Here is a 26,072-nt window from a genome sequence, read left to right on the forward strand (position 1 = left end):
AAGAAGAGGGGAATTCCAAAAACGCCTGTCTACGGCAAAGCGACCGTAAACTGGATTTCGACTTTGATATCCGGCAGGCCCAGGATCGCCTGAACGGTAGCACGTGCCGGCGGCTCATCCTTGTCGATCCAAGCAGTCCAGGCGTTGTTCATGGCATCGAAATCCTCGATATTTCGCAGCCAAATGGTAGCGCTGAGCAGAAGCGACCGGTTAGATCCGATCTCCCTGAGAAAGGCGTCGGCCTTTGCAAGAATCTGCTCGGTCTGACCGACGGTGTCCAGGCTCTTGTCATCGGCAGTCAACCCCGAGAAGTATGCCACCTTCTCATGGATGACGACACGGCTTAGTTTTTCCGTTTTCGCGATGCGGATAATCGTCATGCTCTTTGTCCCATTCCGTTCTTTGCCGCCAGAAAGCGATCAGGGCGGAAATCAGTGAGGCTCTCGTGGAGACGCCCGCGAACCACTTCCTGAGCGACGGCTTTGCCCAGATGCGGCGCGATAGATACGCCGCTATGCGTGACGGCAACATAGTATCCGTCGACGCCGGGAACCCAGCCGCTGCAGGTCAGGTTGTCGCCGGGAATTGGCCGCACGATGGTGCGGATTGATTCCATGTCGGTAGGCTGTATGGCCGGCAGAACCTTTCTGACGGCGTCCAGCAGGAGGGCAGCCTCCGGGCCAGCTGTGTCGAGGGGCTGCATTTCAGTCACCAGAGAATCGACCGAGACTTTGTGGATCATCAGACGACCGGCGCCATCAGGACGCACATCGAGATCATCCATGTGGAACTGCCGGCGAAGCGTAGTCGCGATCGGCAGTGTAAAGCCCACGATGCCCATATTCGAGGCCATCGGGATGGCCGGCACGCCGTCCAGGACATCGGCAGCCCAACTCCCCGTGCAATTGATGATGGCATCGGCTTCAAAGGTCGAGCCGTCGACGGTCTTGACCGATTTTGCCACGCCATTTTGGACGTCGATCGACTTGACCCCGGTAAACGGCCGAATGTCGGCGTTCCACTTCTCTTTCGCCGCGCGCAGAAGCCATGCAGAATAAAGAGCTGGATGGACCCAACCCTCTTCCGGGTAATAGACAAGTGGCGAATCCTTGATCGCGGAATGATCGATATCCGGTTCCAGTTCCGCCAACCGGCTTTTGCTGATCCATTCCACGCCGTAGCCCCAGTCGCGCATCTGATCGGCATTATCGAGCTGGGCCGGCCAGTCGCTCGCATCCGAATACCATTCGATGCTGCCGGTCTGGTGGAACCATGGCGCATGACCGAATTCGCGGGCAAGGTCGAGATGCGCTCGCATGCCCAAGACGTTCAAAGCGAAATAAGGCTGTGGCCTTTTGCCGGTCGCATTGGTCCACGCGAAACTGGAGGTTGATGCTCCGCCGGCGATCCTGCCCGCCTCGAGCACTGTCACCTGAGCCCCGGCTTTAGCCGCCTCGTAGGCCACGGAACTTCCGACGATCCCGGCCCCTATCACTACGACGCGCATATTCTTCTCCTATTTGCATCAATTCGATCCGCTTTGCGCCATCCCGATAGAAGGCAACAATTCGGCGATGTCAGCATGTATGGGCGACGGAGGACTGGAGGGTCAAACAACCGCAAGGGGGCGGTTTATAAGCAATAGTTATGAAGGCCGCACGATCCGTGCTCGACACTACGACTATGAGAAACAGGAGGAAACTTACCCTCTCAGGTTATCAAGTTTGATCACCCTGGCGTTTTCATTGCTGATATCTTTTGTCTCCTGTGCCACCAGTGCGAGATTAAAATGTCTTCAACGACATCCCAACCAGGACACGCGCACGGTCTTCTGGTCATTGATGGTCCAACCGCAGAATCTCTCGTCTCCATCGACGAGGCCATCGCGCTTGCCGACACCGCGCTTCGACAAACGTCAGATGGTACGGCACAACAAGACATTCGCCGAACCCTGCCCCTCCCCGGCACCGCCGGCACCTGTCTTTCGGTCATGTATGGATCGGCAAGTGAAGCCGAACCGTTCGGCGCGAAGGTCCAGTCGGTCTATCCGCACAATTTTGAGCATCAGCGACCCTCTCACCAGGGTGGAGTTCTGCTTTTCGATCGGGAAACAGGACGGCCCGTCGCTCTTATTAATGCCAGCGCCATTACAGGCATGCGGACGCCGGCGGCAAGCGCGGTGGCGACGCGGGCGCTCTCGCGCCCCGACGCCTGCGAACTCGCGCTTATCGGATATGGCGAGCAGGCTGAACGGCACATCGCAACGATCGGTGCGGTCCGCCCGATATCGCGCGTGCGCGTATGGGGTCGAAACCCTGAGAAGGCGAGGGCTTTCGCTGACCAACAGACCAGCAAGGGCATGCCGACGGTGCCTTATGATACGGCGCGGGCGGCCGTGGACGGAGCAGATATCGTCTGCACCGTGACCTCGGCAAAATTGCCCGTTCTGATGGGAGAATGGCTGACGCCCGGAACCCATATCAATGCCGTCGGCGCCAGTGTCGCGACTCTCCAGGAAGTCGACCTCGAATGTGTGAAGCGTTCCCGCATCTGGGTCGACTACATGCCGATGGCAATGGCCGCCGCTTCGGACATTTTCGAGCCTCTCGCCAAGGGCATCATCGGTCCGTCAAATCTTATTGGCGAGATCGGTGCCGCGTTGAATGGTAGCATCAGCGGGCGAAACGCTCGATCCGAGATCACACTTTATCGATCCCTCGGTGTCCCCGCTCAGGACATCGTGTTTGCCGACTTTATTTTCCGGAAGGCGAGAGACCTTGGTCTCGGCGTCGAAGTATCATTGTGAGGACTGACATGCTTCCGAGCCAAAGACATCTGTTTTCGATCCCCGCCGATGTGACTTACCTCGATGCGGCTTACATGTCGCCGATCCCGAACATATCAGCGGACGCCGGTCAAGAAGGGGTTCTGGTCAAGGCTGCCCCCTGGGACATGACCATCAACTCCTATTACGACGAGGTGGAGCAGGCCCGAGAGCTTGCCGCATCCTTCATCGGCGCATCGATCGACGACGTCGGTGTCATTCCGGCGACCAGCTACGGAATTGCGGTCGCGGCGGCAAATGTCCATGTCGCACCCGGCTCGGTCATCATGATGATGGACAACGAGCACACGTCGCATCGCTACGCGTGGTACGAACTGGCGGAAAGAAAGGACGCCACGGTTGTGACGGTGCCGAGAGATCCTGACCAGGACTGGGGCTCTGCGCTTGTGGCAGCCATCAACAACTCGACGGTTCCTGTGTCTGTCGTGGCCGGTACCATCGTCCATTGGTTCGAGGGCATGAGCGTCGATATTCAGGCGGTCGCCGACGCTGCGCATGCCGTTGGTGCCGCCCTCGTGATGGATGGTACGCAATGGGTTGGCGCTGTGCCTTTCGATGTCTCAAAGGTGCGCCCAGACTTCCTGTCCTTTGCGACCTACAAGTTCCTTCTCGGTCCCTATCGCCTCGCTTTCCTCTACGCCGACAAGAAGTGGCAGGCAGTCGGCAAACCGATCGAGTTCCACTCCTGGAACCGTCGGGGTGGAGAACGGCCTGATTTCTACCTTGAGACAATGCCTGACTATCTGCCAGGCGCTCGCCGGTTCGACATGGGCGAGCGCTCCGACTTCGCGGTACTACCGATCGCCATTCGCTCGCTCGAACTTCTTCAAAGCTGGGGATCGGAAGCGGTTTTCGAACGCCTGGTGCATCTGAACCAATTGATCTGGCAGGAGGCAGAGGCGCGAGGCTTCGAGGGCCCCCGCAAAGATCTTCGCGCACCACACATCGCGGTTGTGGAATTGGGTGCGCGCTTCCGGGCGGATCTGGTTAAGAGCCTGAAGGATAACAAGGCCTTTGTCACAATACGCGGGACAAAGATGCGCATCACGCCTCACGTCTATAACGAAGAGCGAGACATCCACAGACTGTTTCAGCTTATCGACACGCTGACTGCCTAAGTCTACGCTGATCAAGGCGCTAGCGTTCGCCGAGCGCCTTGATCTCACGATCGACGATATTCATGTATTCCCGGGTCGTCTGGATAAGATGCTCGATGAAAGTGTCTGCGGCAGACGAGGCGATCGTGCCCCACGGCCTGTAGACACCAAGATTGATGTCCAGATGGGGTTGGAAATCGCGGATCTCGATTGGCAGGTCTTTCGCCATCCATGCCGAGAGCCGATCTACCACGGTTACACCGAGCCCGCTTGCAACCAGATTGATGCAGGTATTGGAAAGCGCCGCTTCGACCTTCAACGAACGGGTGACGCCTCTGCTTTCGCAGAGGTCATCCAGCTGCTTGCGCATGGGATCGCCAACGCCGAGCGATACGAAGTCAAGGCCATCCAGGTCGTCTGGCTGGACAACGGAGAGTTTGCTCAGAGGATGGCCCTTCGGCATGACGCAGACCGGCGGGGTCGCGACGAGGGACCGGCGAACTACCGATGGAGTGTCGTCGTTGACCTCGGCCGCTACTCCGATATCAAGCTGGTTGCGCCCGGCGCGCTGAATGATGGTGGATGAACTTCGGATATCCAGAGTGACCGAAACATCAGGGTATTGCTTGGTGAAGCTTGCGACGATGGACGGAAGGAGAGTGAGGCCAAACGCGGGCAGTGCCGAGATGTTGAGCCGGCCACTTCTGAGCTCCCGGATTTCCTTTGCGATTTGTGATATCCCGCGAACCGTCTCGAACAGGCGCCGCACCTCGGCATAGAGCATGTGGGCTTCCGGCGTCGGGATCAACCGCTGTCGGTGATTGCGAAACAGCGGAAAGCCGGCTTTGTTCGTCAGCTGCAGCAGGATCTTGCTGACCGCCGGCTGGGTGATATCGAGAGCATCGGCCGCCTTCGTCGTCGTGCCATGCGACATGACGGCAGCAAAGACCTCGACCTCGCGTGGTGTAAAATCCACATCGCCTGGGATCACCCTAGCCTCCGTTGACGAGAAACAGCAAAGAAGCCTCGATTAGTATCGGGAAGCCAACCGGGTTTCTATAACTTTGAAGCCGGAGGTAATGACGGATGCAAGGACAAAGTAAACCAGTGCGGCCGCGAGCAAGGGCTCGTAGGTACGAAACGTCTGTGCGCGAACCAGGTTAGCAGCTGCCATCGTCTCGAAAACCGTGATCGCAGCGGTCAGCGCGGTCCCCTTCAAAAGCAGGATGTTCTGGCCGCCAATCGCCGGCAGCGCCAACCGGAATGCCTGCGGGAGCAGGATTGATCGGGTTATCCGGTACTTGGAAAGCCCAAGCGAGCGACCTGCCTCGGTTTGCCCCGTCGGTAGGCCGAGAATGGCGCCTCGCCAAATTTCCGCGCAATAGGCGGCGGTATTCAAGGAAAGGACGACGTAGGCATAGCCGTTTGCACTGCGAAACAGCGGCCAGAAGGGGCTGTAGCGGATGGTCGGAACGGTCGCGAGGACCTGACCGACACCAAAGTAAAATATATAGAGCTGAACCAACAACGGCGTGCCGCGGAATGCAAGCATGAAACCCATGACGGGATATCTGATCCAAGCACGCTGGGATATCCGACCCAGTGCCACCGGTAGCGCTAAAAGGTTTCCGGTGATCGCACAGGCGATGAACAGCACGATAGTCGTTTGCAGGCCCGTAAGAAGTTCGCCTGACAGATAAGATCCGAAATCAGACATCTATTTCCGCCTCCAGGCGTGAGAAGCCTTCACTTCGAAATAATGGAATACAAGCGACGACACCCCGGACATGACGAGAAACACCACGCCGATCGCGGCATAGAAGAACAGGTACTGCCGCGTGGCCCCGGCTGCCATTTTTCCGACTAGCACGAGTTCGGTGAAGCCGATGAGGCTGACCAGAGAGCTTTCCTTGAGGACTATGAGCCACAAGTTGCCCAGTCCCGGCAAAGCCAGCGGCAACATCTGCGGAATGATGACCAGCAAGAACGCCTGCTTGCGCGTCAGTCCGACTGCGAAGGCCGCTTCGGTCTGGCCGCGAGACACGGCAACGATCGCGCCGCGCAGTATTTCCGTGCTGTAGCCACCCTGAACAACGCCGAGCGAGATCGCGGCGGCGACAAAGCCATTGAGTTGGAACTGGACTGACAGACCCGTCATACTGATCAGATAGCTCAGCGCGTCGGTCGCCGAGTAGTAGATCAGAAAGATAACAAGAATGTCCGGAACGGACCGAATGACAGTCGTGTAGCCACTGGCAACAGATCTGGCCACGCCGCTCTTCGACAGTTTGGCAATGGCGCCGAACAGCCCGAGCACCAACCCGATGAGATAGGCACTGAGGGAAATCTCGATGCTGAGCCACGCGCCTTGCAGCAGCTCGTCGCTCCAGCCTCGGTCGCCAAAGCTGAGTAAGTTTAACCAGGCCATATGTGCATCCACGCCGCGTCAATTCGTCGAGATTGGAAAAGAGCCGGCCCCGAGGGACCGGCTCCTGACCTCAGCTCGATCATCATTCGCCATAGATGTCGATTTTGAAATAACGCTTGGTGATCGCGTCATATTCACCGCTCGCACGCACAGCCTTGAGCGCCGCATTCAGCTTGTCCTTGAGTGCGGTGTCTTCCTTGCGAAGCCCGCCGCCGTCGCCATAACCGAACATCGTTTCGTGCGGCAGGGTTATCTTGATCTCGTAGGCCTGGCCCTCGGGCTTGTTGAGGAAGTCCTGGATCTGGATGCCGGCGGCGGCCATCAGGTCGACGCGGCCAGCCTGAATATCGGCGATCTCATCGTCAAGCGTCGGATAGAGCTTGAGATCCGAGATGCCGTTGAACTTCTGTTGCATATAGGTGGCCTGCAGACTCGAGCTTTGCGCCGCAACGGTGATGCCCTTGAAGGTTTCAGGCTTGGCAACATCGAAACTGCGTGTATCGGCCTTTGCACCAACGAGTACGTTGGGCGAGTAGTAGTACTTGTCGGTGAAGTCGATGATCTTCTTGCGCTCGTCCGTGATCGACATGGAGCTCCAGATGACGTCGAATTTCTTGGCGAGCAGAGCCGGGATTATGCCGTCCCATGCGACGTCGACGACCTCACATTTGGCCGTCATCTCCTTGCAGACGGCATCCATCAGGTCGATTTCCCAACCCTGCCATTTGCCGCTGGAATCTTTTACTGAAAACGGTGCGTAGGGTTCTGCGGCAACGCCGAAACGTATGACATCGTCAGCGGCGGAGGACGAGGTGGCAGTGCCGAACGTGGCGGCGATGACGGACAGTACAATTGCGATCTTTTTCATACTTTTATTCCCCTTTTGTGGATGTTAAGTTCAATTGGCCGAGCCAGTCTCCAATCGGCTCAGGGCCTCGCACGCAGAAAACAAATAGCTTTCCGAGTTTTTGGGCGTCGTGATCTGAATGGATGCTGGAAGAGCGCCCGGCATGGGTATCGGCATCGCAAGCGTTGGCACACCGAAAAAATTCGCCCAGCGGCGAAAGTGACCGCCGGCCAGACCGTAGGGCACGAAATCTTCGCCCACTGCCGTCAGTTCGTCCGATAACCTCGGTGCGAGACCGGGAACAACCGGCGTCGCCAGAACGTCGATCCCAAGAGACATCCGTTCAAATTCACTCTGCATTTGCGCTCGGCTCGCGAGCGCTGATTGATATGCGGCCGCCGAAATCGAGGCGCCATTCGACAGGAAGTCGCGGACTGCTGCCCCGACCCGCTCGGGATTGGCCTCGACAAATTGGCCATAGTGAACCGTAAACTCGTACATAAGGATTGTCAGACCCGTTTCGCGAACCTCGCGAGCAAACTGGAATGGGAGGACCTGGATTTGAGCGCCCGCCCGTTGTGCGGAGGCCAGGAATGCGTCGTGCGCGGTTGCAATCGCGGGATCGACAGCGGCCGCGTATAGTTTGGGGCACAAACCAATTCGCATCCCTGCAACCGATACGCTTTTCGCTTCCGGCGGATCGATGCCTGCCATGACATAATGGAGCAGACGGGCGTCTGCCACATTTCTGGCGATTGGACCGATCGTGTCGAAGGTTGGTGCTGTGGGCATCGTTCCGGTCGGGTCAATGACGCCGTTGGTCGGCTTGAAGCCCACAAGTCCGGTCGCAGCTGCTGTCGATCGGTTCGAGCCACCAGTGTCGGTTCCTATGGCGGCAAAACAAAAACCCGCCGCTACGGCTGCGGCCGAACCGCTGCTCGTTCCGCCAGTGCCTCGCACTTGATCCAGTGGGTTGACGACCTTCCCGTACCAGGGATTATCGTGGTTGCCTGCCGTGAGTTCGTGCAAATTGGTCTTGCCAATGATGATCGCCCCCGCCGATCTGAGGTTCGCCACGCAACTGGCATCGCTCAGCGCATCGTTTTCATCGAACAGGCGTGACCCCCCGGTCGTTTGCCAGCCACGAACATCGATCACGTCCTTGACCGCGACCGGAATACCGTGCAGCGGGCCAATGCGTTTTCCGGCTCGAATTGCCGCTTCCGCCTCTTGCGCTTCCTCAAGTGCGTCGCACCGCGCGACGAAGATCATCGCCCCGAGTTTATCATTGCGCTCCTGAATGCGGTCTAGGCATGCCGTGACAATATCGAGGGGCGACAATCCTTCCAGGAACGAGCCTTGAGCTTCGGCAATCGTCTGAGGAAAGGGTTTCGCCATCAGGTTCGGTCACTCTCGGGATTGTCTTTGGTCAAATAACGCTAACAGGTCGATTTGAGACTTCCTAATTCCCGCAGGCGGTCGGTTGATTACCAATAGTTATAACTCTTGATGCCCCCGCCGGAATGATGGCGAGCAATTGCTTTTGCCTCGGCGTCGCCGTCTTTACTTTAGGGATCGGGCAACACGACCTGGGCGATCATCAAAGCGGCGACTTATCCGGAAATTAGAAGGATGGATCTTTTCTAACGCCAAGGCGCTCGCTTTTAATCTATGCATACCCGACCAGTGGTCGGGGGCGGCGGCGGTAACTAGGATCAGAAATGGACCGCCGGGCAAGTATGCTTCAGACCTAGCGGACGCCTCAACCAGCGTGCAATACGATCCAGGTGGATTTTACGTGAGCGCGGCGGTTATGTCTGAGGCTCTCGAGAAAAGCGCCTTACGGTCGGTAGACACATCGCGATCGCGGGGCCCGCCAGACACAGGAGACCTGTTCCAACGAGAACGACCTCCCGACCAAGTGTTTCTGTCAACGGCGACATAAGTGCCAAGCCCAATGGGGCCAGGCCGTACGAGAAGAGAAAATCAAGCGATGATACGCGGGATAGTCGGTTCTGAGGGATTTCGTTCTGGATCGAAGTGAACCATGGGACATTGAACATCTCGATCCCGATCCCTGCCACAAGATATGCCGCGAGCGGCACCACCATGGTCTCAGTCGCAAGAAGGCTTAGCGGCGCGAGCCCGTAAAAGCAAAGGCCTAAAAGTGCCACCCAGCCTCTATTACTGGGTCGCCACCGCGCCATGAGTAGCGCTCCGAAGAGCGCTCCCACCATGTATGATGTGGCCGTCGCCGTCATCAGGCTTGCACCGCCAGAAACTTCCTGGCTGATGCCCGGTAGGAGAACTGCTGTGACCGAGTAACCGGCTGCGATCGTGATAGTCAGACAGACAAGCCCGGTAACGAACCAAGGATGTCGGCGAGCCTCGCCCGCGCCTTCGATAAAGTCGTGAAAAATGTTCCCAAGAGTAAGTTTACCGACTGAAGGCAAACCATCGTCAATTCTTCTCGTCCTTCCCGCTGGCGGCGCGAGTGCGCTGGTGAGCCAAAGGGCGGCGATTACCAGAAAGGCTATTTCGATTCCCGGCCCTAAGACGATAAGACCGACGAGGGCGGGACCCACGATACTTGTCACACGAACTGAGATACTCAGCGCGGCATTGGCGGCCTGAAGTCCCTCAACGGGTACTATCTCCGGGATGATGGATTGGTAGGCTGGCCGGCAAGCGCCCTGCCCGATCCCAACGACGATCGCCCCCACTACGAGCAAGAGCGACGTCAACTGTCCCCCTGCAAATATTCCAACGAAAATAATCGGCAATCCCGCCGCCCCTGCTATCCCTGACGCGAAGATGACGGGTCTGGGACCTGAGCGGTCGGACAAGACACCTGATATCGGCATAGCGATCAGGAACCCCAGTGTACGAACTGCCAGGGCAACCCCAAGCGATGCCGAGGTCAATTGTCCTCCAAGCACTGCAAAACCAAGTACAAATGGCAAGGCCCACGTGGCGAGACCCGAAGAGGTATTCCCAATCCAAAGCCGCACAAAAGGCGTCCATGTGATGCTGTTCATTCTTTCGTTCGCCGGAGAAAATCAGACATCGTTCCACCGTCAAACCTTCGGAAACTATACATAAGGGATCGGTTGCATTGATGGCTCGTGTAGCTGGGCGTTTAAGTCGGCAATCAAGCGCTCTGAGCGTTCAGCATCAGTGAAGGCGGAAGGGTCGGCAAAAAGGCGGCGTGAGTCCTGCTCGCTCATGAGCCCATATTCGACAGCCGCTTGCCCTATCGGCAGATCGTGCTGCGCGGCATGCTTGGCAACTGCGGATGCCGCCGGATATCCGTAAATAGCGGCGAGGATAGTAGACAGGGCGAGCGAACCGGAAGCATCTGCCAAGCCGCGTTTGCTATCCACCTCGATCCCTGACACACAGCCGGAGACGAATAGCGGGATAGCTTTCCGCATAAGCCGTATGGATTCGCTCAGGGCATCCAGGATAACAGACTCCCAAACGTTGAGATCGAGCTCTCCTTCGGCAGCTCGCGTCACCGTGGCATCGTTTCCGATCACCCGGAATGCGACCTGCATCATCATTTCTGGCATCACGGGATTGACCTTACCCGGCATGATCGACGACCCCGGCTGAACTGCCGGCAAGGTGATTTCGGCAAGGCCGGCGCGGGGGCCGGAAGACATCAGCCTGAGATCCGATGATAGCTTCGAAAGCGTGACGGCAATTGCTTTCAACGAACCCGAAACCCGGATCCAGTGGTCGGCATTCTGCAATCCGTCGAACAGATTGTCTTCTGGATGATAAGCTTTGCCGGTCAGCATCCCCAATTCTTTGTAGACGAACTGCCGATAGGCAGCAGAGGAGCCGAAGCCTGTGCCGACGGCCGTGGCGCCGAGCGGCAGGGTCAGGCAAGTCATTTCCAAACCCTCAAGGTCCTGTGCTTGCCGCTGAAACGCAGCACGATAGCCGGAAAACTGCTGACCAAAAGTAATCGGAAGCGCGTCCTGAAGACAGGTGCGAGCCAGCTTGAGGATGTCTTTGAACGCTCGTTCCTTTTCAAGCAGGGCTTCGACGAGAACGGCCAGACTACCCCGAAGCGATCCGAGTTCGTTACCGATTGCGATCTTCATCGCCGACGGGATAACGTCGTTTGTGGACTGCGCCATATTCACATGAGTATTGGGATGCACAGGGTCAGACCCTTTGCGCCCGACCAGTATTTCGCTTGCGCGGTTTGCCAGAACTTCGTTGACATTCATGTTAGCGGCAGTACCGCCGCCGCCATGATAAATGTCCACGGGAAAGTCCCCACGTTTTATCCCATGCAGCTGCTCCGTTATTGCGGTCTCGATTGCCTCGGCAATCGACGTGTCCAGCTCGCCTGCTTGATGGTTTGCTCTGGCCGCAGCTTGCTTGATCAGTAAGATCGCCGGTACAAAGCCCTCGATGTCAGCGATGGTTCGGCCCGAAATCGAAAAATTCTCAATCGCGCGGGTGGTCTGTATACCGTACGCAGTGTCGTAGGGCATCAGACGGGTGCCAAGAGCGTCTTCTTCAACGCGGGAAGGTATTAGTGGAGAAGTGGTCACGGTCAGTTCGCCATATCAAGCTGGACCTGTTCCAAAATGCGAACCCAGCTGCGGGCACCTTTCTTCAGTCGCTCAGTGTCATATCGTTCGTCCGGCGCGTGGATTGCATCGCCTGGCAGAATAAAACCGACAACAACGCACTCGGCGCCAAGCCCATTGCTGAATTGCTCGACGAGGGGAATAGCACCCCCGGTACCGCGAAGAACGGTCGGCGTGCCCCACTCCTCCTCGAGACCACGTGCGGTCGCTGTCAGAAACGGGCTCTCCTGTCGCAACACCACCGCTGAGCTACCGTGGATACCATCGAACACGACGCTACAGCCCTCAGGGAGGTGAGCGTCAACATGGCGGCGGAAGCGGCGTCTGATCTCTTCTGGGTCCTGCCCCTCCACCAGCCGGAAGGAAAGACGTGCAGTCGCTGACCCCGGCAAAACGGAGCGTTCACCGGGGCCTTGATTTCCGCCAGTGATGCCGTTGATATCGACCGTCGGCCTCCCCCACATCGCCTCGAGTGGAGAATACCCCTCCTCCGTTACCCCACCTGTCAGGTCCACCTCTCCCAACAAGCCGGGTTCCTTTGCAAGTTCATGCCATTGCTTACGCACTTTATCGGGAAGATCCATCACTCCATCATAAAACCCGTCGATCGTTACGCGCCCCTTGTCATCGTGAAGGCCTGCGAGAATCGAGCTCAGGATGCGGATGGGGTTTGCCGCGACGGCACCATAATGGCCTGAATGAAGGTCTTGATTTGGCGCGGAAACGGTGACCCTCTCGTGAACCAGACCCTTGAGTTGCGTCGTAATCGCGGGCTGGGTCTGTGACCACATCTCTGCGTCGCAGATGAACGCGACGTCGCATTCAAGCTCTTTCCTGTGCGCCTTGATGAACTCCGGCAGGCTTGGTGAGCCGCACTCTTCCTCTCCTTCCAGCAGGACAATTATATCGGCCGGGAAATCACCGTAAATGGTCTTCCATGAACGCAGCGCTTCGATAAAGGTCCAGAGCTGGCTCTTGCTGTCGGACGCGCCCCGCCCGTAGAAGCGGTGAACGCCATCCTCTTGCACAATTCGAGGATCGAATGGCGCATGTTTCCATTGCGCCTCATCGCCCACAGGTTGCACATCGTAATGACCGTAAAACAGAAGGCATGGACGCTTCGGACCTGAGGTTCGCTCGGACCGCGCCATTACGACAGGGTGACCCTTTGTCGGCACAACTTTCGCCGCAAGCCCCATCGCGTCCAGTTCCGCCTTGAGCCATGCGGCCGCCTTGGCAATGGCGGCTTCACCTGTCGGCTCACTGGAGACCGATGGTATGGAAATCAGCTCCAGCAGCTTGCCGACCGCAACATCAAAATTCCGGTCGATATCCTGCAGCACGTCTTCTCTATTGGGCACGTGATATCCTTTATGTTGTCCAGTCAGCCGCTGCCCATATCAGGCGTTACTTGCTGCCTTTGTCTGCCGTCCGGTTAAAGCGGCTGTGGTTTGCGCGGCAAGCGTATCGAGAAACCGCTCTATGTCCGCCCAAAGTTCGTTCTCATCTTCAAGGCCAATGCTCAGGCGCAAAATAACATCTGGCCCGTCCCAGGTTGTTGCAGTCCGGAAACCGTCGATGGACATCGGAGCGGCAAGGCTTCGGGTTCCACCCCAGGATGCCCCGATAGCAAAAACCTCCAACGTGTCGAGTGCTGTGGCAACATGGGCCGCTGCTTCCTGTTTGAAGACAACGCTGAAGACGCCGCTTGATCCGAGAAAATCTCTTTTCCAGAGCGTAAAACCGGGGAAAGTTCGAAGTGCCGGGTGCAGCACCTGATCGACAAGAGGATGCCCCGCGATCTTTGCCGCGAAATCCAGGGCTACTTTCTCCGAATGGCGCAGACGAACGCCCAGCGTCTCGAAGCCACGCAGCACCAGCGATGCGTCGTCCGGAGAAACGCCGATCCCCATCCGGCCGATCAGCGATCGGATCGGTTTGAGGAGGGCCGTGTCCTTTATGGTGATTGACCCCATAAGCACATCCGAGTGACCCGACACGAATTTGGTCAGCGCCTCGGTGACGATGTCCGCACCATGTTCAAGCGGCTTGAAGTTAAGCGGCGTTGCCCAGGTGTTGTCGACGCCGACAAGCGCGCCACGTTGATGCGCGATCGCAGCGATCATCGGTAGATCCACGATTTCCATCGTCGTGGAACCGGGGCTCTCGCACCAGACAATTCTGGTTTTCTCGTTGATCTTGGCGGCGACGTCATCCGGTGACTGCGGATCGAAGAACTCGACCTCCACACCAAGTCGCTGCAAATCCGTGTCGGCGAAATCGCGCATTGGCGGGTAAGCCGTGTCGGCAATCAGAATATGATCGCCGGCTGCCAGAAACGGTAGAACCGCAAGCGCGTTCGCGGCCTGGCCGGAGGGCGTCAGGAAGGTCCAGGCTCCGCCTTCCAGTGTCGTCAGCTTCGCTTCAAGCGTCCGTGTCGTTGGCGTCCCATAAAGGCCATACGAATAACCCTCATGGCCGCGATCACCGCGAGAGGCATAGGCCGCGGCATCCTTGAACACGATTGTCGACGCACGATGGACGCCGACACCAAGGGGATCGAAGCCTTCCGGCGAGATTTCAGGTGTGAGGACACATTGGGTGAGATCGTTCATGAACGAACCTTTCTGAAGCTATTCGATCGCCCGGAAAGCGATAGGAGGCGTGATCCTGCACGAGTGCTCTCAGCGGGACCTTGATGACGACATTTGAAACGATAACGACGCACGATAGTCGAATTTCGTCGGCGCTTTTTCTGAGGAGCACTGAACCCTCTCACAGCACCTTCGACAGGAAGGCAGCAGTGCGTGGGTTCTTTGGGCTGGCGAGCATGGTACGGGGGTGCCCCTCTTCGATGACCTGACCTTGATCCATGAACACAAGGTGGTTGCCTACTTCACGCGCGAACCCGATCTCATGGGTGACGACGACCATGGTGATCCCGCTTTGTGCGAGATCCTTGATCACATCCAGCACCTCGCCCACCAGTTCGGGATCGAGCGCAGACGTGGGCTCGTCGAAAAGCATCACCTCGGGCTCCATTGCGAGCGCGCGAGCGATAGCGACACGCTGCTGCTGGCCCCCGGAGAGCTGGCCTGGATAGCGATTACCGAACCCATCCAATCCGACACGTTTCATCAGCTCGTTCGCCTTTGCGCGCGCCCGTTCCTTCGGCCACCCTTTGACGTGCAGTGGCCCCTCCATAACGTTGTCCAAAGCCGTCATATGCGGGAACAATTGGAACCGCTGAAAGACCATACCGGTCAGACGCCTTTGGGCAGAGATCTGGCTTAATGACAGTTGATGGAACCGGCCATTGCGTTCCGTGTAGCCCTGCAATTCGCCCTTCAGGAACACGCGGCCCGCTGAAATGCTCTCCAACTGGTTGATGCACCGCAGAAGTGTCGATTTCCCAGAGCCGGACGGGCCGATCGCAACGCAGACTTCGCCTCGCTTGACGCGGAGATCGACGCCTTTCAGAGCATGAACCGGACCATAATATTTGTGGATGTTCTGCATTTCGACGCAGAATTCGGAGACGATCGCATTCATGGCCTACTCCGCCCTGGTTGGATGAACGGAAACGCCCTTGCCGAAGTGACGTTCGAGGAAATGCTGGCCGACCATCAGCAGGCTGGTTATCGCAAGATACCAGGTGCCTGCGACGAGCAAGAGCGGGATCGGAAGATAGAGGCGGTTTGAAATCGCATTGGTGGCGAATGTCAGATCCAGGGTGAATGGAATCGCCAGCACGAGCGAGGTCATCTTCAACATGCCGATGGCTTCATTTCCGGTTGGCGGGATGATCACCCGCATCGCCTGCGGCATCAGGATCCGCCACCAGATTTTTGGCGGCTTCATTCCGAGCGCCTGAGCCGCCTCGGCCTGACCACGATCGATAGAGTTGAAGCCTGCCCTGAAAATCTCTGTTAGATAAGCAGATTCGTTGAACCCAAGGCCGAGGATCGCGGCGATCGCCGGCGTCACGATGTATTTCGTTTCCACGCTGATGACCTCGGGACCAAAGGGGATCGCGATGCTCAGGTTCGGGAACAGCACGGCAAAGAGGCCCCAGAACAGAAGTTGCGTGTAGATTGGCGTGCCGCGAAAGAACCAAACCCACGAATAAGCCAAACCGCGCAGGACCGGATTGTCACTGTCACGCATGATGACAAGCAGGCCCGCGACCACGATCGCTACCGCCATGGCTATGACGGTCAGAAGGAGCGTCCAGCCAACACCGCGCACAACCTGAGGCGCGAACAGATATTTGAGATAAACATCCCAATGGAAGTTCGGATTGGTCGAGATCGCCTGACCAATCTGGAGGACGACAATCGCCAGGACTGCAATGGCAAGCCAACGGCCGGGATGGCGACGCGGAGCCACAACATTGTGCGTGAAATCTCGTGTTCTTGTGGAGACCGGCTGTGAGCCGGCCTCCATGCTTTTGATATTTGAAGCCATGATTCAGATCTTGACTTCTGGATTGACCAGCGCTTTTTCGACGATAACGGAACCGATACCCCACGTGTCGAGGAGTGATTTATAGGTTCCATCCGCGATCAGGGCGTTGATCGTGTCCGCAATAAGCTCGGTCAGAGCCATATCGGACTTGGCGACAGCAATGCCATTCGGGCCGTGTTTGCTCAACGGACCAGACTTCGGCTTCATCGTTTCGAAGGCGCCACTTGACTGTTTGGCTGCGTAGCCAATGCCAGCCTCGCCGGAAACCGTGGCATCTGCACCACCTGCCGCCACACGCGTCAGTGTCTCAGGCTGCTTCGAAAAAGGCAGAATTTCGATTTCAGCCTTGCCTTCCGATTTGCATTTATCGTTTTCCTGATTGATCGATCGCTCGAAGTATGTGCCGGACTGGATAGCAATCTTTCGACCGCAGATATTGTCCGGATCGAATTTTGTCGGGTTACCAGCTTTGACCGCCCACAGGCTGCCGGTGTCGGCGTAACTTACGAAGTTGACCGCGTTCATCCGTTCGTTCGTGATGGAAAATGCCGAGACCCCGATGTCGAATTTCGAACCCAGGGCGGGGAGAATTGCTTCAAATGCCGAGGTTTGGAAATCGATCTTGACGCCGAGCTTCTGACCGATCGCGTTTGCGATATCGACGTCGATCCCCTCCGGTGTCTGTCCGTCCTTTTCGCTCAGGAATTCCCAAGGCGCGTATGACGTGTCGGAACCGATCGTCAGCACTCCTGCCGACTTGATTTTAGCAGGGAGGCGAGCCGCAAGAGCTTCATCGACCTTGATCGCCGAGGTGTCGAAACTCTGCGCGAATCCTGTGGTGGTTAAGGAGGACAAAGCCAGCGCTGCAATGAATGGCAGGCGAGTGATATTTTTGAACATTGATGTTCCCCATCTTGTTATTGCAACGGATCATCAGATCTCTGGGAGCCAGACGATGTATCCGATGAAGGCAATATGGTCCCCAAACATACTTGCCGTCCAACAATAAAATTCGGGCAATCAATTCCTGTAGGTTATAGCTTGATGCCAAATGGATGGCTGCTTTCAGCACGCTGCGCGTAAGGGAGCAGGGCTCAGCCGGCACAGCTGATATGGTCGAAAGAAGGTTTAGGCGTCCGAGACGGGAAGGCGATGAGTGACGAATTCAGCGATAGACGCGCGGACCTGGCCTATGGGCTCGGGCTGCGAACCAATCGAGACGAGAACAATAGGCTCGATAGCATGCGCATCGCTGATCCGTACCCGGGCAACCCGTAGACCATCGTATGTCATTGTGCCTGGAGGATTTGTATAGCTTATGCCGTAGCCCTCTCCATTTGCAGACAAACTGCGAAGCAATTCGATCGATGCCGCGCGGTGTTTTACAACCGGGTTAAAGCCAATGGTTTGAAACAGGCCCAGGATGTGACGAATGGACAGGCCTTGGTCTGCGCCACCATTTCCAGGGCACGACATGAAAACGGGCGACCGGCTCAGAGAAGATTGGTTCCCGGTCCTCTGGCGCCGCCCTGGCTAGGAAAAAGAGGCGTGCGAACCTTTACCAATAGTCGAGGTTCGCTTGTCGATCTGGAAAGAAAGTGTCGGCGCAACCTTGGTGCCGCCGCTAATCCAGATTGCTTGACGGCCCTATTGGCTAAATGGCCTGCTTCAAATCATTGACGAACTCTTCGAGGTGTCGCGAGGCAATACGGTTTGGCGGAGTGATCAGAAGCGTGCGGAAATACAACCCCGTCTCAAACGGAATCAGTGTTAGACCTCGACCGACATAGGGTTCGGCCGTCAGTGGATCGACCAGTCCGACACCAATGCCTGCCGCAACCATGGCGCAGATCGTTGTCGAGTAAGGTGTCTCCATTACCACTCTTACCTTCACGCCGAGCCTTTCGAAAACGGCCTCGGCTTCTTCTCGGGTGGTATCCTCCGGCGCGAGAGCGATAAACGGGATTCCATCGAGGTCCTGTGGGCGTATCATTTCCAGTTTCGCGAGCGGATGGCCGTCTGGCACTCCAACGGCAACTCGAAACTGTGAAAATTCAGCAACCGTAACGCCCGTCTGGTCGATTTCATCGGCAACGATACCAAGATCGAATTGGCCCGATGCGACGAGATCACGGACCGTCGACGACATGCGAGCCTGAAATGTGATGGCGACATTCGGGTTGCGAGACATGAACGCACTCAAAGCCCTGGGCAGAACATTTGTGGACAGAGCCGAAAGACAAGCGATCCTTAACTCACCGGATCCAAAATCGCGAATACGCGCTGCAGCTCCACGAAGGTGGGTCAAGCCTAGATAGGCATGTTCCACCTCCCGGTAAAAAAGTTGACCTTCTGGTGTGGGATGCAGCCTTCCCTTTATTCGGCTGAACAGGTCGAAGCCGAGAGATCGTTCAAGATCCTTGATCATCTTGCTGACCGCCGGCTGAGACACATGCAAGACTTCGGCCGCACGGGCAGTAGTCCCGTTCGTCATCACAACTCGAAAGATCTCCACCTGCCGCAAGTTCATCGCATTCTTCCAAAAGTTCGTAATTGAGTTCGGGTCCGAAACGCCACCAAAGTCATCTGCGCCGGAGGTCGAAGCAACAAGTCTGTGCGGATTGGACTACTATCTTTCCACTCGTTGCAAGATCTATGCAACCGGCTTGCCGCAGCTTATAGGCTGAGCTATCCCGTCCACCGCGCTCAAGCAATCCTACCTCTACTATCCTTTCAAATCTTTGTCGGAAAACGATTAGCCAGACAAAGACCGCATCCGCCAGATTGGAACACTCATGCTCTCAAAGGTCGCTTTCATTGGAACCGGCGGAACGATCGCATCGCTGGGCAAAGATCAATTCGATCTCCTGGATTATAACGCCGGCAACGAAAGGGTCGATGCAGCTTCCTTGATTGAAGATGCCGGCATTCAAGGCAAGATAGCCGAGATCATTCCGATCAACTTTCGGGAAGTTGATAGCACAGCTTTGACCAATGAGGATTGGGCCGAACTCGCGGAAATCTGTCGTGAACTCATGGACGACCCTGATCTGGCGGGTATCGTGATCGGCCATGGGACTGCGAGCCTTGAAGAAACAGCCTGGGCTCTTTCCCTGGTACTTGAACCGAAAAAGCCGGTGATCTTGACGGGATCCATGCGGCCACTAACTGGCATATCGACCGACGCTCACGCCAATCTAGCGGCGGCAGTTCGCGTTGCGTCAACCCCTGGTGTGACCGGCGTTTTGGTCGTTATAAATGATGAAATTCACTCCCCTCGATCAGTAACGAAAACCCATACTTTGCGACTTGGCGCGTTTCAGTCTCCTTGGGCAGGACCGGTTGGGTATGTGGATGGTCCGATTGTGCGGATGTCGCGGATCGATAATGGCTCGCAACCTGTCTTCCCCCATTCGCTTCTTCGATTGCTCCCGAGAGTGGATATTACTTACAGTCACATCGGGGCTGACGGAACCGCAGCTCGCGCGTTCGCGGCGGCCGGCGCAAAGGGCATTGTTTCTGCGGGATTCGGCCCGGGAATGGGGACGCCCGCTGAAACGGCTGCCCTGCGGGATTTGATACAAGCCGGGTTGATCGTTGTTCAATCATCGAGAACTGGTTCCGGATTAGTGGTGGATAGTGCCCAGCACAGACAGCTTGAAATCATCGCTGGCGGCGATATCGGCCCTCAAAAGGCGCGGATCTTGCTCGCGCTGTGCCTCGCGCGAGGTGACAGCCGCGATGCCATTGAACGTTTGTTCCTACGCTTTTAGCGCTTTGTTTGCGGATCTGGTGAAGGCAGCAACGCAGTGGAGTAGTTGAGGGATTAGACCGCTAATCTTCTCCCTTGATTATGTGACTTAGCAAAAAGCCCGGCTGCGAAGACGCAGCCGGGCCAAAAACGCGCGGTCTCAGAGGCAACCGCGCGGACCTAGGCCCTTTACTGGCTGGCGCAATATGAAGGACGGGATACAGCCTGTCCAATAGCGAGATCTGGGCATGCTATTCATACAGGTTATTGGTCAAAGCGGCCGAATTGCCGTAAAGAGTGTTGCGCGCCTTGAAGGGATCGGAACCGATGACCCCGCGATCGAATCCGCTAAGTAATTGAAAACAGAGACAACGCAGCGGAGTATTTGCAGAAGTATGCGTGCCGATTGAACTTGCAACATTGCCGCGAGTAGGAGAAAGTTCAGTTGTGGAATCAGAGCGTTAGGATCGTCAATGCACATCACGAAAGTCATCGTCGAAAACTACAGGACCTTAAAGAAAACGACGGTGCCACTTAACGAGCATTTGAACATTATTGTTGGGGACAATGAATGCGGTAAGTCCACGCTGCTTGAGGCAATCAATCTCGCACTGACCGGCCAGCTCAATGGGCGGCCGCTAATTTCAGAATTGCATCCGTACCTGTTTAATTCCGAAGTTGTCGCCGAGTACATCGCCTCCCTTGCAACCGCCAAGCCTCTACTGCCGCCCGAGATTTCCATCGAGCTTTATTTTAAGGACGACCCTTCACTGACGGCACTCAAGGGCATCAACAATTCCCTTAGTGAGAATGTACCCGGTGTCCGCCTTAAACTGGTTTTCGATAACGACTATGCGCCTGAGTATGCAGTCTACGCCGCTCAGATGAGCGAAGTCCGGTCGATGCCGGTTGAATACTACAAAATCGAGTGGCGCAGCTTTTGCGGAAATCCTGTCACCGCCAGATCTATCCCCACGAAATCCAGCTTTATCGACGCGAGCATTGTGCGCAACACGTCGTCCGCGAACAGATATGTCGTCGACATCGTCAAAGACGTTCTGTCCGCAAAGCAGCTCGCGGGTCTGTCGCTGTCCTACCGGAAGATGAAAAACACGTTCCTCAAGGACGACACCGTGGGGGACGTAAACTTGGGCCTCTCCAAGTTGAAGGGCAAGATCTCCGGAAAGGAGATCTCCGTTTCGCTCGACAACTCCGCGCGCGGCAACTGGGAAACCGGTATCATGCCGCACCTCAACGATATCCCGATCACTCTCGTTGGGAAAGGCGAACAGAACAGTGTTAAAATCCGATTGGCGATGAACTCGGCCGCGACGTCCCACATCTTTTTGATCGAGGAACCGGAAAATCACCTGTCTTTCGGGAACCTCAATATTCTTATCGACACGATTTCAGCTGCCTATAAGACCAGACAGATTATCGTCACGACCCACAGCAGCTTTGTTGTGAACAAACTGGGCGTCGAAAACATCATTCTTTTCCGCAATGGCGTTGCCGGCCGGCTTTCAGACCTGACAAAGCCGACCTTCAGCTATTTTATGAAGCTCCCCGGTCACGATACGTTGCGCCTAATCCTTTCCCGCAGGGCGATCCTGGTGGAGGGCTCCTCCGACGAGCTGATTGTGCAGAAGGCCTACTCTAAGAAGCACGGGCGGATGCCGCTTGGCGATGGTGTCGATGTCATCACCGTCAACTCCTTGGCTTTCCCGCGGTTGACCTGCCACTGAACTTTCATCCAGCGGCGGTTAGAGCCTCGGCGGCTTTGAATACGCCAAATGGCGCGGTGTGAGCAACCGGCGGAAACGCGAAGCTTTCATCTTGCGCAGCGTTGGAGCCGGTTGCGGCGATGGTCCCGGCATAGTCTGCCGGGGTCTGATATCCGAGCGATGAGTGCGGCCGGAAATGGTTATAATCCTCAGCCCATTCAGCGATGGCGCTGCGGGCATGATCGAGGCCGAAGAAGAGGCTCTCGTTGAGCAACTCGTCGCGCATGCGACCGTTGAAACTCTCGACATAGCCGTTCTGCATTGGCTTTCCCGGCGCGATGTAGTGCCACTCGACCTTGTGATCCTTCGACCAGGCAAGAATGGCATTCGAGGTGAATTCGGTGCCGTTGTCGGAGACAATCATGTCAGGCTTGCCGCGTCGTTCGATCAGCGTCGTCAGTTCCCGAGCAACACGGCGACCGGAGATCGACGTGTCGGGGATTGCCGCCAGGCATTCGCGCGTCACATCATCGACAACGTTTAGCACCCGGAAGCGTCTACCGCAGGCAAACTGGTCGTGGACGAAATCCAGCGACCAGCGGGCATTGGCCTTCGCTTCGACCAGGATCGGCGCACGCGTGCCGACAGCACGCCGACGGGCCTTTCGCTTGCGAACGGAAAGCCCTTCCTCGCGATAAAGACGGTATATGCGATTGACCCCGGACGGCTCTCCGTCTCGCCGAAGCAGGATGAATAGCCGCCGGTAGCCGAAACGCCGTCGCTCATTAGCGAGGTCACGCAGCTTCGCTCGCAGATCGACCTCCGGCGGTCGATTGGACCGATAACGGATCGTCTTGCGGTCGGCGGATACGATCTGGCAGGCCCGCCGTTCCGAAAGACCCATGACGGCCTTCAGATGCGTGACGGCTTCACGCTTGGCGGCAGGCCCTACCATTTTTTTGCAAGAAGCTCGCGGAGCGCGGCTGCATCAAGCATCTGTTCGGCCAACAGCTTCTTCAGCCTGGTATTCTCGTCCTCAAGCGCCTTCAGCCGCTTCGCCTCGGAGACTTCCATGCCGCCATATTTGGCTTTCCAGTTATAAAACGTCGCTTCTGAAATCCCGTGCTTGCGGCAGAGGTCGGCCGCCTTCGCGCCAGCCTCCTGCTCCTTCAGCACACCGATAATCTGCTCTTCCGTAAATCTCTGCTTCTTCATTCGTCCGTCCCTTAATAGGCCGGACTCTAATCCATTCTGGAGGAAATTCTCAGTGGCAGGTCACGGTTTTTGGAGATAGCGGCGCTCCTGCACGTGAAGACTGCAGTGGTCACAGACAACGACGGCGACCTCGCCGCTCTCGCGGCCAAATATGCTAAGTTCGACGGAGTGAGAGATATCACCGTCTGCTATGACGGCGACATAGCTTTTCCGACACTTGAACCGCAGTTGTTCAAGAAAAACGGCCTTGAAAAGGTTAATAAAATCCTGGGAACCACATATGCGACGAAGGAGCTGCTCCTGGCTTTTATGTCGAAAAACAAGACCGAGTGTGCGTTGAGGTTTTTTGACACCACAGAAGATTGGGAAGCCCCGGAGTACATCGCAAATGCCGTCCAGTGATGTCGTCATTTGCGCGGCCGGCGGTGGTAAGACAACCAAAATTGTTGCCGACGCGCTTGCTGATCCTACGCAGCGCGTAGCGATTTTGACCTACACAGACAACAACGTTCGCGGGATCCGCGAGTGCATTGTCGATCAAAATCGCGTTCCGGCCGCCCATATCGAAGTGCTCTCGTGGTTTACTTTCCTTCTGAGAGAAATGACACGCCCTTATCAGAACGTTCTTTATAGTGAGAGAGTTCGGGGTATCCACTGGGTCGCAGGTCGGTCTGATCCCTACGCAACTGCCGACAAGGTCGGCCGGTATTATTTTGGAAATGGCGACCTGGTCTATTCCGACAAGATCGCCCGGTTTGCCTGCGAATGCGAAATCGCCTCTAAAGGCATGGTTTTTGCGCGATTGCGGGAGCGCTTCGATCGAATTTACATTGATGAGATCCAGGATATGGCTGGATATGACCTCGAATTGCTCGAAGCCATGATGCGGGCCGGTGTAAATCTCTCCTTGGTTGGTGATCATCGACAGCCCACGTTCCGCACGAACTATGCGGGAAAAAACAGGGGCTATGGGGGCTACAAAATTATCAAGAAGTTTCGTGAGTGGCAGAAGAAGAAACTGTGTTCCCTCGACTACCAACTTCACACGCACCGCTGCAATCAGGAGATCACAGATTTCGCAGATGCCCTTTATCCGGCAGAGCCGAAGACAACTTCAAAGAACCTCATAAGGACTGGCCATGACGGCGTTTTCCTGATTTCAATGCCGGATGTAGCTGCCTACATTGCTAAGTATCAGCCGCAGATTCTGCGATACGACAAAAACAGCGACTGCGCCGGGTTTGACGCGATGAACTTTGGAATTTCAAAGGGAATGACGTTTGACAGGGTGCTGATCTTCCCAACAAAAATAATGGGGAAATGGTTGAACACCGGGGTTGACTCGCACATTGATGGATCACGGGCGAAAACGTATGTTGCCGTTACCCGCGCGCGCTATAGCGTGACTTTTGTGCACGCAAAGAATGCAGTGCTACCCGGCATAACTCCTTATAAGCAGACCAGGCGCGCGCCCGCGCGCGCCGTCGCGAAACCGGCTCAGCTCGACATGTCATAAAACGACGAGCCCGAGCGTTGCCGCCAACATCGCGCTGGAGCTAGACGGCAATGAGCTCGGCGAGTTTATTTGCCACGACCGCTAAAGTGTCCTCCCCAGTGCTCAGGCCGTTTCGCGAGGCCAGCAGTGGACTGACGTTACGAAGAGCATCGTAAGTCGTGTTATGAATAATGGGCACTAGTTGGTCAGTCGCGAGAAGCACCGAAAGCTCGCGGTCTGCTATACCTCCCGTTGGAAGGCGAAGTAGAAGCGCGGGTGTCACGAGCACGATCCCGATGCGCGACTTTGCCAATCCCCTATCGATTTCGCGAAGGAAAGACGATCCGAGAGGGATATCCTTTTCGCTGAACCAGACGGATAGACCGCGTGCCTTGAGCTGATTGTAGAGTTCTGTGGCATCCTCCAGCCGGTCAGCCCACGCATGGCACAGGAACACGTCACGTAGATCAGGTATTTCCGCGCGCCTCTCGACGGTTTCGCGGATCGGTTCGAGTGCCTTAGCTTCCACGGGCGTATACAAAACTGTTGAATTGGCTTTCGACCACTTCGCCCTTACAGTGCTGGAGCCGCCGCCACTACGTCCCGATGAAGAGGAGTACGACGGGGAGGAGTACGATCGGGACGGGGACGAATACGCCCCAAAGCCGGAGCCGCCATACCGGCTCGAGCCACCACCGCAAGCAGGGCACTCTGCTCTGCCGCTCGCCGTGCGGTGACCCCGTGACGGTGCTGTGCATCGAGCCATGTACATTTCCTCTAACTTCAGCCGTCGATGTATCCCACGATATACTCGCCTCACAATCGCTGCAAGTTGTGTAAAGCGGTTATACAACCTAATATCGACTTTTTTTGTGAAATGTCCCGTAGGAGGGGCTGCCGTGACACGGGATGAATACGTCCGCGATATCTGTGCAAGGAGCGGCGCAGCCGTCGATGTCCCGTTCTGGCCCGATCCCTTCATTGGGGACTGGAAACCGAATGTCGGTGAGTGCCACGCCAATGTGGATTACTGGGTAGCGCACCAGGATGGATATACTCCTGTCCGCGGGTGGTTGTGCTACGCGGGCTTTGGCCCCGATAGTCGCGGCTATACCGCCCATTCCGTTTTACGTTATTCTAATGGTGAATTGGTTGATATTACGCCGGTCGAAGATCGCAATTTTGCCCATCGGTGGTTTATTGAGCACTTGGGAGATGAGGCGACGTTTCTAGAAATGAGGAAAGATACTTTCATCACACTGGCGTGTCAGGGCAACCGTCCCGCTCCGCAGCCCGATCCCATTTGGGCATTAGGAGATTACGATTTTCCATTGGAGGAAGGGTTGTGAACGAGATTGTCACCCTCGGCGCCGGCACCCTTGGCCTTCCGACCATGATGGCGGCCGATACTCCAACCAATAGGCATCCAGATATTCCTCCAACTGCGGCACATGGCGGCCGGAGGGTTGAAGGATCAGTCGCGCAGCCCGTTGTCCCGCACAATCGGCCAGGGAACGGGCGTTCTCTTGCAAAACCCACTTCCCCAGGCCACTTCCTATACCATGATCCAGCGGCCGGTCGAAGCGGCCGGCA

Annotated in this window: 24 protein-coding genes; 7 read left to right on the forward strand and 17 right to left on the reverse strand. The window is 56.5% G+C overall.

What is annotated here, in order from left to right:
* Positions 1 to 29: 29 nt before the first annotated feature.
* Entirely contained in the window at positions 30 to 380 is a 351-nt protein-coding gene (locus ACM5SV_RS11805; protein WP_419425218.1) for a RidA family protein, read from the reverse strand.
* Positions 377 to 1,507, reverse strand: a complete 1,131-nt coding sequence (locus ACM5SV_RS11810; RefSeq protein WP_419425219.1) for an NAD(P)/FAD-dependent oxidoreductase — start codon at positions 1,505 to 1,507, stop codon at positions 377 to 379. The genes ACM5SV_RS11805 and ACM5SV_RS11810 overlap by 4 nt, the downstream gene beginning before the upstream one ends.
* 282 nt (positions 1,508 to 1,789) lie before the next feature.
* Here ACM5SV_RS11810 and ACM5SV_RS11815 point away from each other — a divergent pair, with 282 nt between their 5' ends.
* Positions 1,790 to 2,806: an ornithine cyclodeaminase family protein gene (locus ACM5SV_RS11815; protein WP_222335505.1), complete on the forward strand. Its 1,017-nt coding sequence runs from the start codon at positions 1,790 to 1,792 to the stop codon at positions 2,804 to 2,806.
* Positions 2,807 to 2,814: 8 nt separating this feature from the next.
* Positions 2,815 to 3,963 carry an aminotransferase class V-fold PLP-dependent enzyme gene (locus ACM5SV_RS11820; RefSeq protein WP_419425220.1) on the forward strand — a complete coding sequence of 383 codons (1,149 nt, stop codon included), beginning with the start codon at positions 2,815 to 2,817 and terminating at the stop codon, positions 3,961 to 3,963.
* Positions 3,964 to 3,982: 19 nt separating this feature from the next.
* Here the strand turns inward: ACM5SV_RS11820 and ACM5SV_RS11825 are convergent, their stop codons facing one another.
* The 13 genes from ACM5SV_RS11825 to ACM5SV_RS11885 all read right to left on the reverse strand — a co-directional run bounded on the left by ACM5SV_RS11825 (position 3,983) and on the right by ACM5SV_RS11885 (position 18,824).
* Positions 3,983 to 4,933: a LysR substrate-binding domain-containing protein gene (locus ACM5SV_RS11825; protein ID WP_315855597.1), complete on the reverse strand. Its 951-nt coding sequence runs from the start codon at positions 4,931 to 4,933 to the stop codon at positions 3,983 to 3,985.
* A 39-nt stretch (positions 4,934 to 4,972) separates the two neighbouring features.
* A complete protein-coding gene (locus tag ACM5SV_RS11830; protein WP_419425221.1) occupies positions 4,973 to 5,659 on the reverse strand; it encodes an ABC transporter permease in 687 nt (228 codons plus the stop codon).
* Positions 5,660 to 6,370, reverse strand: a complete 711-nt coding sequence (locus ACM5SV_RS11835) for an ABC transporter permease (RefSeq protein ID WP_419425222.1) — start codon at positions 6,368 to 6,370, stop codon at positions 5,660 to 5,662.
* Positions 6,371 to 6,452: 82 nt separating this feature from the next.
* On the reverse strand, positions 6,453 to 7,238 hold the full coding sequence (locus tag ACM5SV_RS11840; protein WP_419425223.1) for a transporter substrate-binding domain-containing protein: 786 nt from the start codon (positions 7,236 to 7,238) through the stop codon (positions 6,453 to 6,455).
* A gap of 30 nt (positions 7,239 to 7,268) precedes the next feature.
* The gene (locus tag ACM5SV_RS11845; RefSeq protein WP_419425224.1) at positions 7,269 to 8,615 is read right to left on the reverse strand and encodes an amidase; all 1,347 of its coding nucleotides are present in this window, start codon (positions 8,613 to 8,615) and stop codon (positions 7,269 to 7,271) included.
* A 413-nt stretch (positions 8,616 to 9,028) separates the two neighbouring features.
* The gene (locus ACM5SV_RS11850; RefSeq protein WP_419425225.1) at positions 9,029 to 10,255 is read right to left on the reverse strand and encodes an MFS transporter; all 1,227 of its coding nucleotides are present in this window, start codon (positions 10,253 to 10,255) and stop codon (positions 9,029 to 9,031) included.
* Positions 10,256 to 10,309: 54 nt separating this feature from the next.
* The gene (locus ACM5SV_RS11855) at positions 10,310 to 11,728 is read right to left on the reverse strand and encodes a lyase family protein (protein WP_419425226.1); all 1,419 of its coding nucleotides are present in this window, start codon (positions 11,726 to 11,728) and stop codon (positions 10,310 to 10,312) included.
* A gap of 62 nt (positions 11,729 to 11,790) precedes the next feature.
* Positions 11,791 to 13,188 carry a M20/M25/M40 family metallo-hydrolase gene (locus tag ACM5SV_RS11860; RefSeq protein ID WP_419425227.1) on the reverse strand — a complete coding sequence of 466 codons (1,398 nt, stop codon included), beginning with the start codon at positions 13,186 to 13,188 and terminating at the stop codon, positions 11,791 to 11,793.
* 39 nt (positions 13,189 to 13,227) lie between these two features.
* Positions 13,228 to 14,442, reverse strand: coding sequence for a trans-sulfuration enzyme family protein (locus ACM5SV_RS11865; RefSeq protein WP_419425228.1), 1,215 nt, complete (start codon positions 14,440 to 14,442; stop codon positions 13,228 to 13,230).
* Between the two features lie 160 nt (positions 14,443 to 14,602).
* A complete protein-coding gene (locus ACM5SV_RS11870; protein WP_419425229.1) occupies positions 14,603 to 15,379 on the reverse strand; it encodes an amino acid ABC transporter ATP-binding protein in 777 nt (258 codons plus the stop codon).
* A gap of 3 nt (positions 15,380 to 15,382) precedes the next feature.
* Complete coding sequence (locus ACM5SV_RS11875) at positions 15,383 to 16,294, reverse strand: amino acid ABC transporter permease (RefSeq protein WP_419425230.1); 912 nt, start codon at positions 16,292 to 16,294, stop codon at positions 15,383 to 15,385.
* Between the two features lie 3 nt (positions 16,295 to 16,297).
* On the reverse strand, positions 16,298 to 17,194 hold the full coding sequence (locus ACM5SV_RS11880; protein WP_419425231.1) for an ABC transporter substrate-binding protein: 897 nt from the start codon (positions 17,192 to 17,194) through the stop codon (positions 16,298 to 16,300).
* 754 nt (positions 17,195 to 17,948) lie between these two features.
* Positions 17,949 to 18,824: a LysR substrate-binding domain-containing protein gene (locus ACM5SV_RS11885; protein ID WP_419425232.1), complete on the reverse strand. Its 876-nt coding sequence runs from the start codon at positions 18,822 to 18,824 to the stop codon at positions 17,949 to 17,951.
* Positions 18,825 to 19,089: 265 nt separating this feature from the next.
* Here ACM5SV_RS11885 and ACM5SV_RS11890 point away from each other — a divergent pair, with 265 nt between their 5' ends.
* Complete coding sequence (locus ACM5SV_RS11890; RefSeq protein WP_419425233.1) at positions 19,090 to 20,067, forward strand: asparaginase; 978 nt, start codon at positions 19,090 to 19,092, stop codon at positions 20,065 to 20,067.
* A 451-nt stretch (positions 20,068 to 20,518) separates the two neighbouring features.
* Entirely contained in the window at positions 20,519 to 21,790 is a 1,272-nt protein-coding gene (locus ACM5SV_RS11895; RefSeq protein ID WP_419425234.1) for an ATP-dependent nuclease, read from the forward strand.
* 4 nt (positions 21,791 to 21,794) lie between these two features.
* Here the strand turns inward: ACM5SV_RS11895 and ACM5SV_RS11900 are convergent.
* A protein-coding gene (locus tag ACM5SV_RS11900; RefSeq protein WP_085994801.1) for an IS3 family transposase occupies positions 21,795 to 22,984 on the reverse strand; the annotation gives its coding sequence in 2 pieces (ribosomal slippage) (positions 21,795 to 22,732 and positions 22,732 to 22,984; 1,191 coding nt in all).
* Positions 22,985 to 23,053: 69 nt separating this feature from the next.
* Between ACM5SV_RS11900 and ACM5SV_RS11905 the strand changes: the two genes are divergently transcribed.
* Positions 23,054 to 23,386 carry a hypothetical protein gene (locus tag ACM5SV_RS11905; RefSeq protein ID WP_419425235.1) on the forward strand — a complete coding sequence of 111 codons (333 nt, stop codon included), beginning with the start codon at positions 23,054 to 23,056 and terminating at the stop codon, positions 23,384 to 23,386.
* Entirely contained in the window at positions 23,373 to 24,500 is a 1,128-nt protein-coding gene (locus ACM5SV_RS11910) for a UvrD-helicase domain-containing protein (RefSeq protein ID WP_419425236.1), read from the forward strand. Before ACM5SV_RS11905 ends, ACM5SV_RS11910 begins: the two co-directional genes overlap by 14 nt.
* Positions 24,501 to 24,540: 40 nt before the next feature.
* On the opposite strand, the gene ACM5SV_RS11915 is transcribed toward ACM5SV_RS11910, so the two are convergent.
* A complete protein-coding gene (locus tag ACM5SV_RS11915; RefSeq protein WP_419425237.1) occupies positions 24,541 to 25,008 on the reverse strand; it encodes a toll/interleukin-1 receptor domain-containing protein in 468 nt (155 codons plus the stop codon).
* Positions 25,009 to 25,378: 370 nt separating this feature from the next.
* Here ACM5SV_RS11915 and ACM5SV_RS11920 point away from each other — a divergent pair, with 370 nt between their 5' ends.
* Positions 25,379 to 25,828, forward strand: a complete 450-nt coding sequence (locus tag ACM5SV_RS11920; protein WP_419425238.1) for a hypothetical protein — start codon at positions 25,379 to 25,381, stop codon at positions 25,826 to 25,828.
* The last annotated feature ends 244 nt before the right edge of the window (positions 25,829 to 26,072 follow it).

The sequence above is a fragment of the Rhizobium sp. CRRU65 genome (assembly GCF_048551595.1).
In the GTDB taxonomy this organism is placed as follows: Bacteria; Pseudomonadota; Alphaproteobacteria; order Rhizobiales; family Rhizobiaceae; genus Rhizobium; species Rhizobium leguminosarum_J.

Excerpts from the sequence above, each read along its gene's own strand:
- ACM5SV_RS11805 (WP_419425218.1), bottom strand. The coding sequence starts at position 380 with ATGACGATTATCCGCATCGCGAAAACGGAAAAACTAAGCCGTGTCGTC.
- ACM5SV_RS11810 (WP_419425219.1), bottom strand. The coding sequence starts at position 1,507 with ATGCGCGTCGTAGTGATAGGGGCCGGGATCGTCGGAAGTTCCGTGGCC.
- ACM5SV_RS11815 (WP_222335505.1), top strand. The coding sequence starts at position 1,790 with ATGTCTTCAACGACATCCCAACCAGGACACGCGCACGGTCTTCTGGTC.
- ACM5SV_RS11820 (WP_419425220.1), top strand. The coding sequence starts at position 2,815 with ATGCTTCCGAGCCAAAGACATCTGTTTTCGATCCCCGCCGATGTGACT.
- ACM5SV_RS11830 (WP_419425221.1), bottom strand. The coding sequence starts at position 5,659 with ATGTCTGATTTCGGATCTTATCTGTCAGGCGAACTTCTTACGGGCCTG.
- ACM5SV_RS11835 (WP_419425222.1), bottom strand. The coding sequence starts at position 6,370 with ATGGCCTGGTTAAACTTACTCAGCTTTGGCGACCGAGGCTGGAGCGAC.
- ACM5SV_RS11840 (WP_419425223.1), bottom strand. The coding sequence starts at position 7,238 with ATGAAAAAGATCGCAATTGTACTGTCCGTCATCGCCGCCACGTTCGGC.
- ACM5SV_RS11845 (WP_419425224.1), bottom strand. The coding sequence starts at position 8,615 with ATGGCGAAACCCTTTCCTCAGACGATTGCCGAAGCTCAAGGCTCGTTC.
- ACM5SV_RS11850 (WP_419425225.1), bottom strand. The coding sequence starts at position 10,255 with ATGAACAGCATCACATGGACGCCTTTTGTGCGGCTTTGGATTGGGAAT.
- ACM5SV_RS11855 (WP_419425226.1), bottom strand. The coding sequence starts at position 11,728 with ATGCCCTACGACACTGCGTACGGTATACAGACCACCCGCGCGATTGAG.
- ACM5SV_RS11865 (WP_419425228.1), bottom strand. The coding sequence starts at position 14,442 with ATGAACGATCTCACCCAATGTGTCCTCACACCTGAAATCTCGCCGGAA.
- ACM5SV_RS11870 (WP_419425229.1), bottom strand. The coding sequence starts at position 15,379 with ATGAATGCGATCGTCTCCGAATTCTGCGTCGAAATGCAGAACATCCAC.
- ACM5SV_RS11875 (WP_419425230.1), bottom strand. The coding sequence starts at position 16,294 with ATGGCTTCAAATATCAAAAGCATGGAGGCCGGCTCACAGCCGGTCTCC.
- ACM5SV_RS11880 (WP_419425231.1), bottom strand. The coding sequence starts at position 17,194 with ATGTTCAAAAATATCACTCGCCTGCCATTCATTGCAGCGCTGGCTTTG.
- ACM5SV_RS11885 (WP_419425232.1), bottom strand. The coding sequence starts at position 18,824 with ATGAACTTGCGGCAGGTGGAGATCTTTCGAGTTGTGATGACGAACGGG.
- ACM5SV_RS11890 (WP_419425233.1), top strand. The coding sequence starts at position 19,090 with ATGCTCTCAAAGGTCGCTTTCATTGGAACCGGCGGAACGATCGCATCG.
- ACM5SV_RS11895 (WP_419425234.1), top strand. The coding sequence starts at position 20,519 with ATGCACATCACGAAAGTCATCGTCGAAAACTACAGGACCTTAAAGAAA.
- ACM5SV_RS11910 (WP_419425236.1), top strand. The coding sequence starts at position 23,373 with ATGCCGTCCAGTGATGTCGTCATTTGCGCGGCCGGCGGTGGTAAGACA.